At 46.3% G+C, this 15,328-nt stretch carries 13 protein-coding genes; 5 read left to right on the forward strand and 8 right to left on the reverse strand.

Annotation, left to right across the window (positions count from 1 at the left end; translation table 11 throughout):
- Positions 1-39 precede the first annotated feature (39 nt).
- Entirely contained in the window at positions 40-918 is an 879-nt protein-coding gene (locus A3IE_RS0102040; RefSeq protein ID WP_020393913.1) for a nickel/cobalt efflux transporter, read from the forward strand.
- A gap of 11 nt (positions 919-929) precedes the next feature.
- On the opposite strand, the gene asd is transcribed toward A3IE_RS0102040, so the two are convergent.
- The 5 genes from asd to A3IE_RS0102065 form a co-directional block, all read right to left on the reverse strand.
- The gene (gene asd, locus A3IE_RS0102045) at positions 930-2,048 is read right to left on the reverse strand and encodes an aspartate-semialdehyde dehydrogenase (protein ID WP_020393914.1); all 1,119 of its coding nucleotides are present in this window, start codon (positions 2,046-2,048) and stop codon (positions 930-932) included.
- Positions 2,049-2,153: 105 nt separating this feature from the next.
- Positions 2,154-3,794 (reverse strand): ABC transporter ATP-binding protein, encoded by a 1,641-nt coding sequence (locus A3IE_RS0102050; RefSeq protein ID WP_020393915.1) that lies wholly within the window; start codon positions 3,792-3,794, stop codon positions 2,154-2,156.
- Entirely contained in the window at positions 3,784-4,677 is an 894-nt protein-coding gene (locus tag A3IE_RS0102055) for an ABC transporter permease (protein WP_020393916.1), read from the reverse strand. The genes A3IE_RS0102050 and A3IE_RS0102055 overlap by 11 nt, the downstream gene beginning before the upstream one ends.
- Positions 4,674-5,630 carry an ABC transporter permease gene (locus A3IE_RS0102060; protein WP_020393917.1) on the reverse strand — a complete coding sequence of 319 codons (957 nt, stop codon included), beginning with the start codon at positions 5,628-5,630 and terminating at the stop codon, positions 4,674-4,676. The genes A3IE_RS0102055 and A3IE_RS0102060 overlap by 4 nt, the downstream gene beginning before the upstream one ends.
- A 76-nt stretch (positions 5,631-5,706) precedes the next feature.
- Complete coding sequence (locus tag A3IE_RS0102065; protein WP_020393918.1) at positions 5,707-7,305, reverse strand: ABC transporter substrate-binding protein; 1,599 nt, start codon at positions 7,303-7,305, stop codon at positions 5,707-5,709.
- Positions 7,306-7,479: 174 nt separating this feature from the next.
- Between A3IE_RS0102065 and A3IE_RS0102070 the strand changes: the two genes are divergently transcribed.
- Positions 7,480-8,424: an alpha/beta hydrolase gene (locus tag A3IE_RS0102070; protein WP_020393919.1), complete on the forward strand. Its 945-nt coding sequence runs from the start codon at positions 7,480-7,482 to the stop codon at positions 8,422-8,424.
- Here the strand turns inward: A3IE_RS0102070 and betC are convergent.
- Positions 8,413-9,939 carry a choline-sulfatase gene (betC, locus tag A3IE_RS0102075; RefSeq protein WP_020393920.1) on the reverse strand — a complete coding sequence of 509 codons (1,527 nt, stop codon included), beginning with the start codon at positions 9,937-9,939 and terminating at the stop codon, positions 8,413-8,415. The two genes, A3IE_RS0102070 and betC, sit on opposite strands and share 12 nt — an antisense overlap.
- Positions 9,940-10,033: 94 nt before the next feature.
- On the opposite strand from betC, the gene dinB reads away from it, so the two are divergent.
- Entirely contained in the window at positions 10,034-11,104 is a 1,071-nt protein-coding gene (gene dinB / locus A3IE_RS19665; RefSeq protein WP_020393921.1) for a DNA polymerase IV, read from the forward strand.
- Positions 11,105-11,175: 71 nt separating this feature from the next.
- Here the strand turns inward: dinB and A3IE_RS0102085 are convergent, their stop codons facing one another.
- A complete protein-coding gene (locus A3IE_RS0102085) occupies positions 11,176-12,246 on the reverse strand; it encodes a 3-deoxy-7-phosphoheptulonate synthase (protein ID WP_020393922.1) in 1,071 nt (356 codons plus the stop codon).
- A gap of 261 nt (positions 12,247-12,507) precedes the next feature.
- Here A3IE_RS0102085 and A3IE_RS0102090 point away from each other — a divergent pair, with 261 nt between their 5' ends.
- Both A3IE_RS0102090 and A3IE_RS0102095 read left to right on the forward strand, forming a co-directional pair.
- Positions 12,508-13,002 (forward strand): DUF4405 domain-containing protein, encoded by a 495-nt coding sequence (locus A3IE_RS0102090; protein ID WP_020393923.1) that lies wholly within the window; start codon positions 12,508-12,510, stop codon positions 13,000-13,002.
- A 334-nt stretch (positions 13,003-13,336) separates the two neighbouring features.
- Positions 13,337-14,194, forward strand: coding sequence for a MurR/RpiR family transcriptional regulator (locus tag A3IE_RS0102095; RefSeq protein WP_169333046.1), 858 nt, complete (start codon positions 13,337-13,339; stop codon positions 14,192-14,194).
- On the opposite strand, the gene qhpR is transcribed toward A3IE_RS0102095, so the two are convergent.
- Positions 14,191-15,240 carry an AraC-like transcriptional regulator QhpR gene (qhpR, locus tag A3IE_RS0102100; RefSeq protein WP_020393925.1) on the reverse strand — a complete coding sequence of 350 codons (1,050 nt, stop codon included), beginning with the start codon at positions 15,238-15,240 and terminating at the stop codon, positions 14,191-14,193. The two genes, A3IE_RS0102095 and qhpR, sit on opposite strands and share 4 nt — an antisense overlap.
- Positions 15,241-15,328: the final 88 nt, after the last annotated feature.

A 15,328-nucleotide genomic window follows, 5' to 3' on the forward strand; every position in this document is an offset into this window, starting at 1 on the left:
GAATTCAAAGCGATTACCCAATATTGATGAGACAAGCATATGATGGATTTCGCGGCATTACTGCAACAGGGTGGCACCAGTGCTTGGTTATTTGTACCTAGCGCGATTTTCTTAGGTGCATTACATGGGCTAGAGCCAGGCCATTCAAAAACCATGATGGCGGCTTTTATTGTAGCAGTGCGCGGTACCATAGGGCAGGCTGTTTTATTAGGTTTGGCAGCCGCTTTATCACATACCGCTGTGGTTTGGGTGATTGCGCTTGGTGGTATGTATTTAGGGCAACAATGGGGGGCAGAGTCCTCAGAGCCTTATCTACAATTAGCGTCAGCTTTGATTATTATCGCGATTGGGGCATGGATGTTGTGGCGTACTTATCAAGATCAACGCGCCTGTTTTCATCATCACGGGCATCATACTGACGACCACGACCACGACCACGACCACGACCACGACCACGACCACGACTACGATCACAAAGACTTTGCGCACTTATCCGGTCAAGCTTACCAAGATGCCCATGAGCGCGCTCATGCTCAGGATATTCAAAAACGCTTTGCCAACCGTACAGTCACCACGTGGCAAATTGCTTTATTCGGCTTAACGGGTGGTTTAATTCCTTGCCCAGCATCGATCACCGTATTATTGCTGTGCTTACAGCTCAAACAGTTTGTCTTGGGTGCGGCTTTGGTTCTGTGTTTTAGTATTGGCCTGGCCTTAACCTTAGTAACGGTGGGCGCGGTGGCAGCTTGGAGTGTGAATCATGCCTCGAAAAAGTGGAGCGGCTTTAGCGAATTTGCTCGTAAAGCACCTTATATTTCTGGGGTACTGATTATTTTAGTAGGGCTGTATGTGGGCTATAGTGGCTATCATCATCTGCAAGATGCGGCTAGCCAGCCTGCACTAACACAGGCTGGCTAGGCTCATGGAGCTTAGCGTAAGTAAGCTAAGGTAATATTGAGCATACGGCGTACAGGTTCCGCAGCGCCCCACAATAATTGATCCCCTACGGTAAAGGCTGTCAAATACTGTGGCCCTAGATTCATTTTACGCAAGCGCCCCACGGGAATGGTTAGCGTGCCCGATGCCGCTGCCGGTGTTAAACCTGCTAAGGTAGAGGCTTTATCATTGGGAATCACTTTTACCCATTCATTGTGGCTGGCAATGATGGATTCGATTTCAGTGAGCGGTAAATCTTTCTTGAGCTTAATCGTGAAGCCTTGGGAGTGGCAGCGCATTGCACCAATACGCACACATTGACCATCCACGGGAATCGTCTTGCTTTCCGTTAAGCCGAGAATTTTGTTGGTTTCTGCAATACCTTTCCATTCTTCCTTGGTTTGACCGTTTTCCCACGCTTTGTCAATCCAAGGAATTAAGCTACCTGCTAGCGGCGCACCGAAGTTTTCTGTGCTCAAACTACCGTCAGTTAGTTTACGAGTCACTTGACGGTCAATATCCAATATCGCGGAAGAAGGGTTCGCCAGTAAGTCAGACACGCTACTATTCAATTGTCCCATCTGTACCAAGAGTTCGCGCATGTTCTTTGCACCAGCGCCACTGGCAGCCTGATAAGTCATCGAGCTGAGCCATTCGACCAAATCATTCTCAAATAAGCCGCCCAAAGCCATCAGCATCAAAGACACGGTACAGTTGCCACCAATGTAGTTTTTGATGCCTTTTTGTAAGCCATTGTTAATGACCGAACGGTTGACCGGGTCGAGCACGATAATGCTGTCAGAGGCCATGCGTAAGGTGGAGGCCGCATCAATCCAGTAACCATTCCAGCGTGCGCGCAAGGGCTCATAAACAGCCGTGGTATAATCGCCGCCTTGGCAGGTAACAATAATGTCCATCTCAGCCAATTTGTCGATATTCATCGCATCTTCTAAAGGCTTAGCACCCGTGCCAACATTTGGGCCTAACGAGCCAGCCTGAGATGTGGTGAAGAATACAGGCTCGAAACCATTAAAATCATTTTCAGCCTGCATCCGCTCCATTAATACGGAGCCGACCATACCGCGCCAGCCAACAAAACCTACCTTAAGCATTGCAAACTACCTCAACTTTTATTTATTGCGTGGGGGGAGTGAGTGTAACACAAAGCGTTTCGCTCTTGGTATGCTAGTGTGTGCAGTGCACAAATGGTCGGGTGCTTAGTGCTGTGGCGAGCGTTGTGCCACCAAATTCCTCATCCAATCAGGATCCATTTGTGGCACGGAGGAAAGCAGTTTTTCGGTATATTCATGATGAGGCGGTGAGAAGATCGTGTCTTTACTGCCTTGTTCGACAATCCGACCTTTGAGCATGACGACGACCTCATCCGAGATGGCTTTCACGGTTGCAAGGTCGTGGGTGATAAACATATAGGCTAAATTCAATTCGCGCTGTAAGCGATCTAACAGGCGCAATATACCTTCAGCCACGAGTTGATCAAGCGCCGAGGTAACTTCATCACAAATAATACAACTGGGTTCTGCCGCTAAGGCACGGGCAATACAAACCCGCTGTTTTTGCCCACCGGATAGTTCACTGGGGAAACGGTCAATAAATTGATCAGGTTTGAGTTCAATCATATCGAGTAATTCACGGGTGCGTGCTTCGCACTGCTTAGGATTCATCCCTAAATAGAAGGCCAGGGGGCGGCCAATAATATCACGAATGCGTTGGCGTGGATTAATCGCCGTATCTGCCATTTGATAAATCATTTGTACTTGGCGCAGTTGATCTTTGCTACGTTGCCGATAATCTTTCGGTAGTGCTTGGCCTTGAAACAGCACTTCACCTATACGCGGCGGTAATAAACCCGTAATCACTCGTGCTGTGGTGCTTTTACCACTACCCGACTCACCCACCACCGACACAGTTTGCCCTCGATGTAGATCAAAATTTATCTCGTGTAAAATATCGAGCATTCCATAACCAGCCGTCACATTCTTTACGCTGATAATGGCTTGCTCATCAGTATTTTCTGCTAGGCGAGTTTTAGTAAACGAACGCACAGCCCAGAGCGATTTAGTATAGTCCTGCTGAGGAGCGGATAGCATGGTACAGGTTGGGGCTTCTTCGACCAATTCGCCATGGCGCAATACCATAATTCGATCCGCCATTTGTGCCACCACCGCAAGGTCGTGGGTAATATAAATCGCTGCGGTATTAAATTTCTCCACAATATCCTTCATCGTCATCAGCACTTCAATTTGTGTGGTGACATCCAAAGCGGTGGTCGGTTCATCAAAAATAATTAAGTCAGGGCGGCAGGACATCGCCATCGCTGTCATCGCACGCTGCAATTGCCCACCAGAGACTTGGTGTGGATAGCGAAAGCCAATCTGTTCAGGATCAGGCATTTGCAATTTGCCGTATAAATCTTTGGCATCCGCATAGGCTTCAGCTTTATTACATTGCTGATGCTGAATTGGGGTTTCAGCAAATTGATCAATGAGACGGTGAGCGGGATTGAAAGAGGCCGCTGCACTTTGGGCAACATAAGCAATACGCACTCCACGCAAAGCCTGTTTCTTTGCTTCGCTCGCGGCGAGCATATCAATACCGTCAAAGTGAATAGAGCCTCCAGAAAATCGGCAACCGGGCTTCACATAGCCCATGGCGGCAATACCTAAAGTGGATTTGCCTGCACCCGATTCACCAATCAAACCCAAGACTTCACCACGGTGCAGAGTAAGATCAATGCCTTTGACAATTTCATGCCAGCGATCATCGCGCATTCCATCAATGCGTAAAGCACGTATTTCTAATAACACACTGGATTTGTTTGCCTGAGTTTCATTGTCCATCTTTTAATCCACTGGTTTTTTGTAAGAACCAATCCACAATGAAGTTCACCCCCACGGTTAGGAGTGCAATCGCGCCCGCTGGCAGAAGAGGAGTAACGTCACCATAAGAGATGAGTGTGGCATTGTCGCGCACCATGCTGCCCCAGTCAGCAGTGGGTGGCTGAATGCCTAAGCCTAAGAAGCTCAACGCAGCAATGGTTAAGAACACAAAGCAAAAGCGTAAGCCAAACTCAGCGACTAAGGGAGGCATAATATTTGGTAAAACTTCACGTAAAGTAATCCATGCCAAACCCTCGCCACGTAAACGTGCTGCTTCCACATAATCCATGACCACTACATTCAAGCTCACTGCACGCGCTAGGCGAAACACGCGGGTTGAATCCAGCACTGCAATAATCACGATTAGCACTGGAATAGAAGTACCAAAAATCGTCAGCAGTAATAAAGAGAAAATCAGTGAAGGAATCGCCATTAACACATCCACAACGCGACTCATGATTTGATCAGCCCAACCACCTAGAATCGCCGCAAGAATGCCAGTAATACCGCCAATGAAGAAAGCAAGCAGCGTGGTTATTAACGCAATCCCTATAGTATTGCGTGCACCGTATAGTAAGCGCGTAAACATATCGCGGCCTAAATTATCAGTGCCAAGTAGATATTTTTCACTCCACAGTTCAAAGGGGCCGCCGACAATTTCAGATTCACCATAAGGCGTGAGCCAAGGCGCAAACAGCGCGACAAAGACATATGCCAATACAATAATGATGCCAAGCTTAGCGCTCAAGGGTGCTTTCCAAAGCTCGCGTAAAGCAAGGTTTAATTTGCTGGGGCGAATTACCGCAGTATGGGTGCTTAGGTTTGTAGGGCTATCGAGTTTCATCGTGGATGTAACAGCCTTGGGTTAGTCGCAATCGACAAAATATCCGCTGTCAGATTTAACAGCACATAAGTGGCAGCAAAGATAATGCTACAGGCTTGTACCACAGGAATATCACGCTTTTGTACCGAGTCTACAATTAATTGCCCCAAGCCCGGATAAACAAATACCACCTCAACAATCACTACACCCACAATTAAATAAGCTAAGTTCAACGCAACCACATTTACAATCGGTGCCCACGCATTGGGTAGGGCATGATGCATAATAATATGTGCCCGACTCAAACCTTTAAATTTAGCCATTTCAATATAGGGGCTGGCCATTAAGTTGATAATGGCTGCGCGTGTCATACGCATCATATGTGCCATCACCACTAAAGTCAGGGTTAAAGCGGGAAGAAAGACTTTATGCAAGCGCTCAAAAAACGGCGTATCTGGGCTCACATCAGCAAGGCTTGGAAACCATGCTAATTTCACCGAAAAAATAAGAATTAAAATATACGCCACAAAAAATTCGGGAAAGGAAATCGAAGATAGGGTGAGTATATTGATCGAGCGGTCAAACCAGCTATTGCGATACAGGGCTGCTAAAATGCCTAAGGCTAAGGATAAAGGTACGGCAATCACAGCAGCCACAGCAGCCAGAAAAAAAGTATTACCTAAGCGAACACTAATAAGTTCGGAAATCTTGCGGCCATTAGCTAGGGATGTTCCAAAATCCCCCTGCGCAATATTGCCTAACCAGTGGATGTAACGCACGGGGGCTGCTTGATCTAAACCAAGATCACGGCGGCACGCGGCAACCGTCGATTCAGTTGCAGCCTGTCCCTGAATGGCTTGGCATAAGTCCCCTGGCAGTAATTCTACGCCTAGGAAAATAATCAGTGATACGGCAAATAGAACCAGGATGCCCAAGCCTAATCGCTGCAAAATGACATTGACAATAGACCCCATTGATCTAGCTCCTAAAGCATCTACTTGGAAACTCCTTCTCTAATCAAGAAGGAGTTGCTAACTGGCTAAGTGATGTTTAGGCTACTTTCCACCAACGTAATACGGCACGTTGACCGTCTAAATCCCAGTCATTGGCAATGACCTCGGGTGTGCCCACTTTATTGGTGACTGCACCAATATAGTTGTTAAAGATTGGAATAATCGCCCCACCATCATCGCTAAGGATCATTTGCATTTCGGCATACATGGCTGCACGTTTGGGTTCATCCAATTCCGCCCGTGCTTCTACCAAGAGCTTATTGAATTTATCGTTTTTCCAAACCGTATCATTCCATTCAGCATCGGCAGCATAAGCGGTTGAGAATGCCCAGTCTTCTGTTGGACGACCGCCCCAATAGCAGAAGCAGAACGGTTTCTTCATCCACACATTCGACCAATAACCATCGCTAGGTTCACGAATGATTTCTACATTAATCCCAGCTTTGGCGGCATGTTCTTTGTAAAGTACGGCTGCATCCACCGCACCGGCAAAGGCTGCATCAGAGGTGCTCAACTGTACTTTCAAACCTTCTGCGCCCGCTTTCTTTAGTAAGGATTTGGCTTTATCAGGGTCATAAGCGCGTTGGGGTAAATTATTATCAAGATAGCGATTCGCGCGCCCAATCGGATGGTCATTACCGATATAACCGTGTCCACGCAATACTGTTTCTAGCATAGCATTACGGTCAACCGCATATTTGAGGGCTAAGCGTACATCTGGGTTTTTATAAGGATCGGTATCGCAGCGCATCGGCATGGAATAATGCGCATTGCCACTGGTTTCAATCACTCGCACATTTTTGTTACGTGCTAGCAGATGCAAGGTTTTTACATCCATGCGGTCAGCAGCATCAATCTCGCCTGTGGTTAAGGCATTTACCCGTGCAGTCACATCGGCAATAGTAATAAACTCAGCGGAATCTAAGTGGACTGCGCCTGCGTTCCAATGATTCGCAAATTTTTCTACCGAAGATTTCACACCAGGTTCAAAGTTTTTCAGTTTGTAGTAACCGCAGCCAATCCCTGATTTGGCATCTACTTTACCGTCTGCATTTGCAGGCATAATGGCTAGGTGGAAGTCGCTGACTTGATAGGGGAGATCGGCGTTACCATCTTTTAAAGTAATGATAACGGTGTGGTCGCCATCCGCCTGCATATCGGCAAAGGTATCCACAATCACTTTTGCGCCCGATTTACTATCCGCACCACTATGATGCTTGAGCGAGGCTACCACATCCTTCGCAGTCATTTTCTGACCGTTATGGAATTCGACACCTTGGCGCAGTTTAAAGACCCATTTCTTTGCACCATCACTCGCTTCCCAGCTCTCAGCCAGCTCAGGGCCTAATTTGCCATCTGCGCCGACTTGGGTGAGGTAGTTATGAATGGTTTTGCCAATCGACTGCATACAGTTATTTTCATAGGTAGCAGGGTCTAGGGAGTCAGTGGTAGAGCCGTGGCCAGTGCCAATTTTGAGATGTCCACCTTTTTGGGGTTCAGCGGCATAAGCGGATGTGCCTAAGAGAATTGAAGGTGCAGCAGCACTTAATCCAAACAAGGCAGCTGCTTTTAGAAAGTCGCGTCTTGATAAGGTGCCCGCGCGCAGCTCTGCTTCTAGCTGTGGTAAGTTCGTCATAAATTTATCTCCTCCTCTACAATTTGATCTTGGCTATTCGATCTTAGTGATCAATAAGCTCCAGATGAACCGTGCACTTTATAAGTACATGTATTCAAAACCTTAGCTCTCCTCTATTCAGTCTTGAAGGTCTATGCTTTACTTTATTTACAAAGTAGAGTTTGGAGAGAAACTATGTCAACTATTTTTTTGCAAGAAAAGAATACTCTCTTGCTAGAGCCAGATTTGCAGGCATTTATTCAGCAGGTGGATGCGCACTATCCCGTCGGTGCAGAAACGCAAGCGATTGAGGCACAAAGAGCCTTATATAATCAAATATTGGCGAGTTTTGCAGTGCCGATTTCGCAGGACATTAGTGTTAAGGATGGGCAATTTATTTCCAAGCAACACACCATCAATACACGCATTTATCAGCATCAAAAAGTATCAGCTCGTGCGCAGATTATTTATTTTCATGGTGGTGGTTTTGTTTTAGGTGGTTTGGATAGTCATCATGGCATTTGTGCGGATTTGTGCGCAGGGACTGGACTAAAAATTAGTTCGATTGATTATCGGTTGGCACCCGAATATTTATATCCTGCTGCTTTAGAAGATGCAGTCTTTGCCTATACGCAGCTTGCAACACAGAGCGATTTGCCGCTGATTGTCATGGGTGACAGTGCAGGTGCCTGTCTAGCTGCTCATGTCGCGCAGGCTACTAAACAGTCGCCAAAGCCACCATTAGCACAAGTGCTGATTTATCCGGTGCTAGGTTCAGATTTGAGTTTGGATAGTTATCAACGTTATGCTGAAGCCCCGCTGCTTACCACCACCAGTATGCTAACTTATTGGCAGCTATGGCTAGGACAAACGGAGCTTCCTCAAGCATTAGCAGGTATTCCGTTAGCTGAGCAAGATTTTACAGGCTTAGCTCCTGCTCTTGTGTTTAGTGCTGAATACGACCCTTTGGTAGATGAAGCACAACTGTATTGTGAAAAGATTCAAGAGGTTGGTGGTCAAGCGACTTGGGTTTTGGAGGCCGGATTAGTGCACGGTTATCTCCATGCACGTCATCAAGTCAAGGCTGCTCAAGCCAGTTTTGCACGAATTCAACAAGCACTTAGCGATTTAGTGGCTTGAGGGTTTGGGATAGCGGTTATTCGCCTCTAACACATTCAAATCGAGGTGATTCCGCATATAACGTTGGGTGGCATCGTGTTGCGGTTGAAAATCCCACGATTTGAATTGGCCTTGGCGATTCGCACTATCGACTAAACGCCGACAATCTTGGCTATGCATCACCTGCTGTTTGAACTGCTCAAGATTCCAGCGCTGTTTTAATTGTTGCTGAAAGCTTTGTAATAAAGGCGCATAGTCTGGATGGTTCGCTAGATTATTCAGCTCTTGCGGATCAGCCTCTAAATCAAATAACTGGATCGGATCAGCTTCACAATAATTAAATTTAAACCTGCCTTGACGGATCATAATCATGGGTTCCACCGAGCCTTCTGCACAATATTCGCCATACACCACGCGCCCGTTCTGTTCCTCACCTTGTGCGAGGCTAACTAAACTTTTGCCATCAATCGGGCAGGCTAAATTGTGTGGATTAGCACCGGCTAATTCCACTAAGGTGGGCAGAATATCTTGTGCGGCAACCGGCGTTTTGATGTGCTTAGCGGTAAATTGCTGGGGGGCATGAAGTATCAAGGGAATGCGCATCGCATATTCATAAAAACACATTTTGTACCATAACCCACGCTCGCCCAACATATCGCCATGATCTGCACAAAACACAATCACCGTGTTATCTGTAAAGTCGCAATCATCTAACACTTGCAGTAACTCACCGATTTTTTCATCCAGATAGCTAATATTGGCGCAATAAGCGCGGCGCGCACGATAGATGTGTTCTGTTGTAATGCTGTAGTGGCTATAGTTCACCGCATCATACAAACGCTGTGAATGTGGGTCTTGCTGTGCATAAGTAATAGCAGCTACACTCGGCATGGGAATATCGATGTTTTCATATAAGTCCCAATATTTCTGCCGTGCCACATACGGGTCATGTGGATGGGTGAAACTCACGGTTAAGCAGAACGGGCGCGTGTCCAAGCGGCGGGCATATTGATGCAGCTTTAAGCGAGCAAAATAGGCCACTTCATCATCAAACTCAAGTTGATTACTAATTTCCGCTGTACCTGCTTCAGTGACTGAATGTAGATTGTGATACCACCAATCAATACGGTTGAGTGGATCATGCCAATTCGGTGTCCAGCCAAAATCAGCGGGATAAATATCGGTGGTTAAGCGTTCTTCAAAGCCGTGTAATTGATCAGGCCCGACGAAATGCATTTTTCCACTTAAGGCGGTTTGATAGCCCTTTAAGCGTAAGTAGTGAGCAAAAGTGGGCGTGCTGGCAGGAAATTCCGCCGCATTATCATAAATACCTGAGCGCGAAGGGAGTTGCCCCGTCATAAAACTCCCACGCGCTGGTGTGCATAATGGACTCGCACAATAAGCATTTTCAAACTTCACACCTTGCTCAATCAGACGCTTGATATTGGGCGCGTGTAGGTACTTGAGCATGGGTTCAGCCAACATGCAGCCGCTCATTTGATCGACCATTAAAATCAGAAAATTAGTTTGGGTCATGGTGCTTGCGTGCTCCTCTCAATAATGTTTATTAAATTTAGCGTAGCGAAATGCCAGTTATTTTGCAGTAGCAAGTTTTGCTACACTGCTGCACATGACTGATACTTCATTGCGCAAAATTATTCACATCGACATGGATTGCTTTTATGCGGCGATTGAGGTGCGGGATAATCCAGTTTTGCGTGGAAAACCTATTGCTGTGGGTGGTTCACCTGATGCGCGCGGTGTGGTAGCAACTTGTTCGTATGAAGCGCGGCAGTTTGGTGTGCATTCGGCGATGCCGATGAAGACTGCGATGCGCTTATGTCCAAACTTAATTCGCGTAGCACCGCGTCGTGCGGTTTATCAAGCCGTTTCTGCACAGATTCATAGCATTTTTTCGGCTTATACTGATTTGATTGAGCCATTATCCTTGGATGAGGCCTATCTGGATGTGACTGCTGCTTCGCAGCATCAAGGCAGTGCAACCTTAATTGCCAGTGAAATTCGCCAACGTATTTGGCAAGAGCTACAGCTCACGGCTTCTGCTGGCATTGCGCCCAATAAATTCCTCGCTAAAGTTGCTAGTGATTGGCATAAGCCCAATGGTCAGTTTGTGATTCGCCCAACAATGATTAGTAAATTCATGCTCACTTTGTCGGTGAAAAAAATTCCAGGCGTAGGGCAAATGACTAGCGAACGTTTAGCTGAATTAGGGGTGCGTACTTGTGCTGATTTGCAAACATGGTCGGAGGAAAAGCTCTGTGCAGAGTTTGGCCGTTTTGGGACACGCTTATATGATCTTGCGCGTGGCATTGACCATCGTCCAGTGAGTGTAGACAACACATATAAATCGATCAGTGTAGAAGATACCTTCGCCACTGATTTACCGGATTTAGTCAGTTGCTATGCTGAATTACCAGCCTTGTTTCAAGCATTAAAGCAGCGTTTAGCCAAGGCACAAGAAACGCAGCGTTTAGTCCCGAAAAGCTTAGTGGTAAAAATCCGTTTTCATGACTTTGTATTGACGACTGCACAGACTACGACTTCGCTAGTAGAACAACATTTGTTTTTACCACTTATTAAACAAGCATGGGAACGTCGCCAAGTGCCGGTGCGTTTATTGGGAGTTGGCGTGCATTTTGCTGAGCCTTGGAGGCCAGAGCAGTTGAGTTTGGATTTGTAATAGCTAAGCTAATTTGAGGATATTGGGGGGGCTTTAGCAGCTAGCCATTAACGGCTAGCTGCCAGATGTAACTAAGCAATACGCGTTGGTAGAATTTCTTTCAGACGTTTGCTCATGTGTTTTAATAATTGCTCAGTCGTATCCCAATCAATACAGGCATCGGTGACCGATACACCATATTTTAATTGCGTTAAATCGCTTGGAATACTTTGATTGCCGGGGAAAAGGTTACTTTCCAGCATAATGCCAACAATCGATTTATTCCCATCAGCGATTTGATTCGCAACATTTTCTGCTACCAGTGCTTGTAAAGCGTGTTGTTTGCTGGAATTGCCGTGGCTACAATCGACAATAATATTCTGTGCTAAACCCGCTTTGCTTAGCGCTTTTTCGCAAAGCGCAATGTTCACGCTATCATAATTCGGGTGCTTGCCACCGCGTAAAATAATATGACCGTATTTATTGCCGCGTGTTTTAATCACTGTGACTTGGCCAGCTTGATTAATGCCCAGAAAACTGTGCGGATGAGCCACTGATAACAAGGCATTAATGGCGACATCTAAATTACCGTCGGTTCCATTCTTGAAGCCTACGGGTGTCGATAAACCACTCGCCATTTCACGATGGGTTTGCGATTCTGTGGTACGTGCACCAATCGCAGCCCACGCAAATAGGTCTGATAAATACTGAGGTGTAATGGGGTCGAGCGCTTCAGTAGCGGTTGGAATACCTTGTTCGGCTAGCCATAACAATAATTCACGCGCCATGCCCAAACCTTTTTCAATATGGAAAGAATCATCCATATCAGGGTCATTAATTAAACCTTTCCAACCCACAGTAGTCCGTGGTTTTTCAAAATAAATACGCATCACCAGATATAAAGTATCGCCCACTTGTTCGCGCAATTTCTTTAAACGCAAAGCGTATTCTTTGGCGGCATCAACATCATGAATAGAGCAAGGCCCTGTCACTACCAATAAGCGGTGATCCGCGCGTGACAGAATACGTGCAATGGTATCACGGCTACTACGTACAAAGTCCTCACCTTGCGCAGATAAAGGCCATTGTACTTTGAAGGCTTCAGGTGGCGTCAAAACATGTTCGGAAGCGAGATTGGTATTATTTAAAGTATCTTGGAGCATGATATGTGTTTAAAACCTAACAAAACATAAAGTGCGACTAGTTTACTCTGTTATCTGGGCTTCTTGCTATTCCGCCGAGACAGATAGGGTCAAAACCACCTTATGTGCTGTCAAACTTGAGCTTTATCAAGTCTATTGTTAAGAAAAGTGAATGGCTTGTAAAGATTGGTAAAGCTGCTTCAAATGGTGCGATGCATCAAGGAATATAGCGCCTGAAGACGCAATCTTTCAGCAATTTAAAAAAATTTTGGAGTGTAAAAAATGGACTTAGCAATCATTCGTCGTTGGGCAACGCCTGTGACGATAGGTGGTTTTATTCTAATGGCGGTGACCGGTATCATGATGTTTTTCCACATCGATATTGGCATCACCAAAGTGGTACATGAGTGGGCGAGCTGGATCATGGTGACGGGTGTTATTATGCATCTGATTGGTAATTGGAAGCTTTTTAGCCGCTATTTCTCCCAAAAATCCGCTTGGGCCGTCATTGGTGCTTTTGTGGTGGTGTTAGTTGCCGCTATGCTGATCACGCCAGCCGGTGGTGAAGGCGGCGGCCCCAAGCAAGTCATTGGCACGGTATTAAATGCGCCACTGGATAAAGTTGCAGGCTTGACCGGCAAATCGTTAGAAGATTTGCAAGCGCAATTAAGTGCTAAAGGCTGGAAGCTTGATCCTACAGCCACGACTTTGGACGCTATCGCAAAAGCGAATCAGACTTCCCCCATGGCTGTCCTTAACACCGCTCTAGCCAAGTAATTTCTGAATCTAGTAAAGCACTCAACGCCTTCAGGAATGTGGGCGTTGAATGTTTTTTATATACGCTTATCCTATCCGTTTTCTGAGCCACCTCGTGCTTGATTGGCTTTATCAGCTACTTAGGTTGCGGCACGAAAAGTCACGCTATTGTCTTAGCAGATATGGATAGGGATAATGCGGTCGCGTAATTAGTAGGGTGGCATTGGGTGCTTTAAGCGCATGATTAACCAATACCGGCCTTCCTTTATAATGCGTGCAAAAGTCTAGTTCGCTTTCCTGCCTTCATGTGCTAGACATGAGAGGAAAAACGATGGGATTGATTAAGGATAAACTCATGAGTTCAGCTATGCCCCATACCTCTACCGGAGTCAGAGCGCGCTTGCCGCGGACGGTTGAGGAATTACATACCTTAATCGTTGCGGAACAGCCCAATCTTAGCGCCCGCCTCAAATTAGTGGCCATCTATTTAGTGGAGCATCCCCAGCAAATTGCCTTTAATACTTTAGCCGAAATTGCTGAAAAGGCCGGTGTACACGCTTCTACTTTGGTGCGATTTGCCAATTACTTCGGTTTCGATGGTTTTTCGGAGTTACAACGCCTGTATAAAAATCAAATTATTGATCATCCCAGTAATTACCGTGAACGTATTAGTCAATTAAAAAAAGCGGCAGGTGGCAATGGTGAGGTGAGTCCTGCTTTGCTACTGCATGATTTTGCTGAAGGCAATATTCTGGCCTTAGGGCTATTACAACAGCAGATTAAGCCTGAGGTGCTGAATAGCGCGGTACAACTACTTACACAAGCGAATGAAGTGTTTATTTGTGGTGTGCGGCGTATGTTTCCGGCGGCGGTTTATATGAATTATGCGCTGAGCCAAATGGATGTGCGTTGTCATTTAATTGATGGCCAAGGCGCTATGGCTCCTGAGCAAATGAAGTGGATTACTGCGGAGTCGGTACTCGTGGCGATTACTTTTAATCCTTATGGGCAAACCACCACGGAAGCGGTGCAATTTGCGCGGGAAAAGGGGGCGAAAGTGGTATTGATTACCGATAGTGAGCTTTGCCCTCATACCCAACACGCGGATGCGGTGTTGATTGTACGTGAGGCAGATGTGCGTGGCTTTAGATCGCTCAATTCGACACTGTGTCTCGTACAAACTCTGTGTGTGGCCTTGGGATATCAGGGTTAATCGCTAGGTGTAGTGTGGATAGAGGGCATTGTCGAGCGAATGCGGCGTTGATATTGCGTGGGTGTCTCGCCAAACCATTTATTAAAGGCACGAATAAAAGAGCTTTGTTCGGAAAAGCCGGTTTTTAATGCGATTTCCGTTTGAGTGAGCTGGCTATGTTCTAGGTTTAACGCAGCGCTTTGCATCCGACAAGCATCCAAGATTTCTTGGAAAGCATGGCCTTCTTCGGCCAGTTTGCGGCGCAAAGTACGTTCTGACATTCCCAACGCTTGCGCTATATGCGCCTGATCGATGTCTGAATTTCCCAAGTGACGTAAAATGCAACAACGTACTCGATCAGTGAGCGGCGTTGTACGGTGTTTTTGAGCTAATTGTTGTTGTAAGCGTTGGCGTAAGGATTGCGTGGGATGTTCGGCGGGAGCGAGGGAAATGGGCTGTTTAGTATTCAGTAACGCAGTAGGAAAGCGAAATTGATTAGTATCGCCGCCTGCGTGACAGGGAAAGTGTAGGGTTTGACTCAGCAGACGACTGGCATCCGAGTAGTCTTCCAAGATAACGCTACAAGGATAGGATTGAGGGGCGACAAAGCGCTGCACAATGCCTTGGACTAAGCCTAAGGTAAATTCAGCATCACGCCGCCTCGGCCAAATTTCGGTATTGAGTATTTTATAGCCTACGGTAGTATGTTGCTCATTAATCTGGACGGAGAGATAAGCATCACTTTGTAGTAGGTTAAAGAAGTCGCGCAAGGCTAATAAGGCATCCCCTAAGGTCTTACAACTACAAATCAGTTTGCCTGTCTCGCCTAATTCGGCAATATTGTAATGTAAGCCCGCTTGCCAAGTACGATCCGGTAACAGCGCCAAATCGCCTAACCCTTCCAATAAGCGTACAAATTGTTTTAAAGAAATGGTTTGTTCATGACTAACCCATAAATCGTCTGGCAAACCGTAATGCTGGGCTACTTGCAAGACATCAATCCCATCGCGGCCAAAATGTTGCTCCATACCTCGTAAGGCAAGACTGGTAACTCTCGCGGATGGCATAAGTTCTCTCCTAGCTTGATATAAGCTCTCCGCCTATTAAGTTCCTGAATTTGACCGGATTTGTCAATCACTCTCATAAAGCTTATTG

Origin of the sequence: Thiolinea disciformis DSM 14473, assembly GCF_000371925.1 — a bacterium.
Lineage (GTDB): Bacteria > Pseudomonadota > Gammaproteobacteria > Thiotrichales > Thiotrichaceae > Thiolinea > Thiolinea disciformis.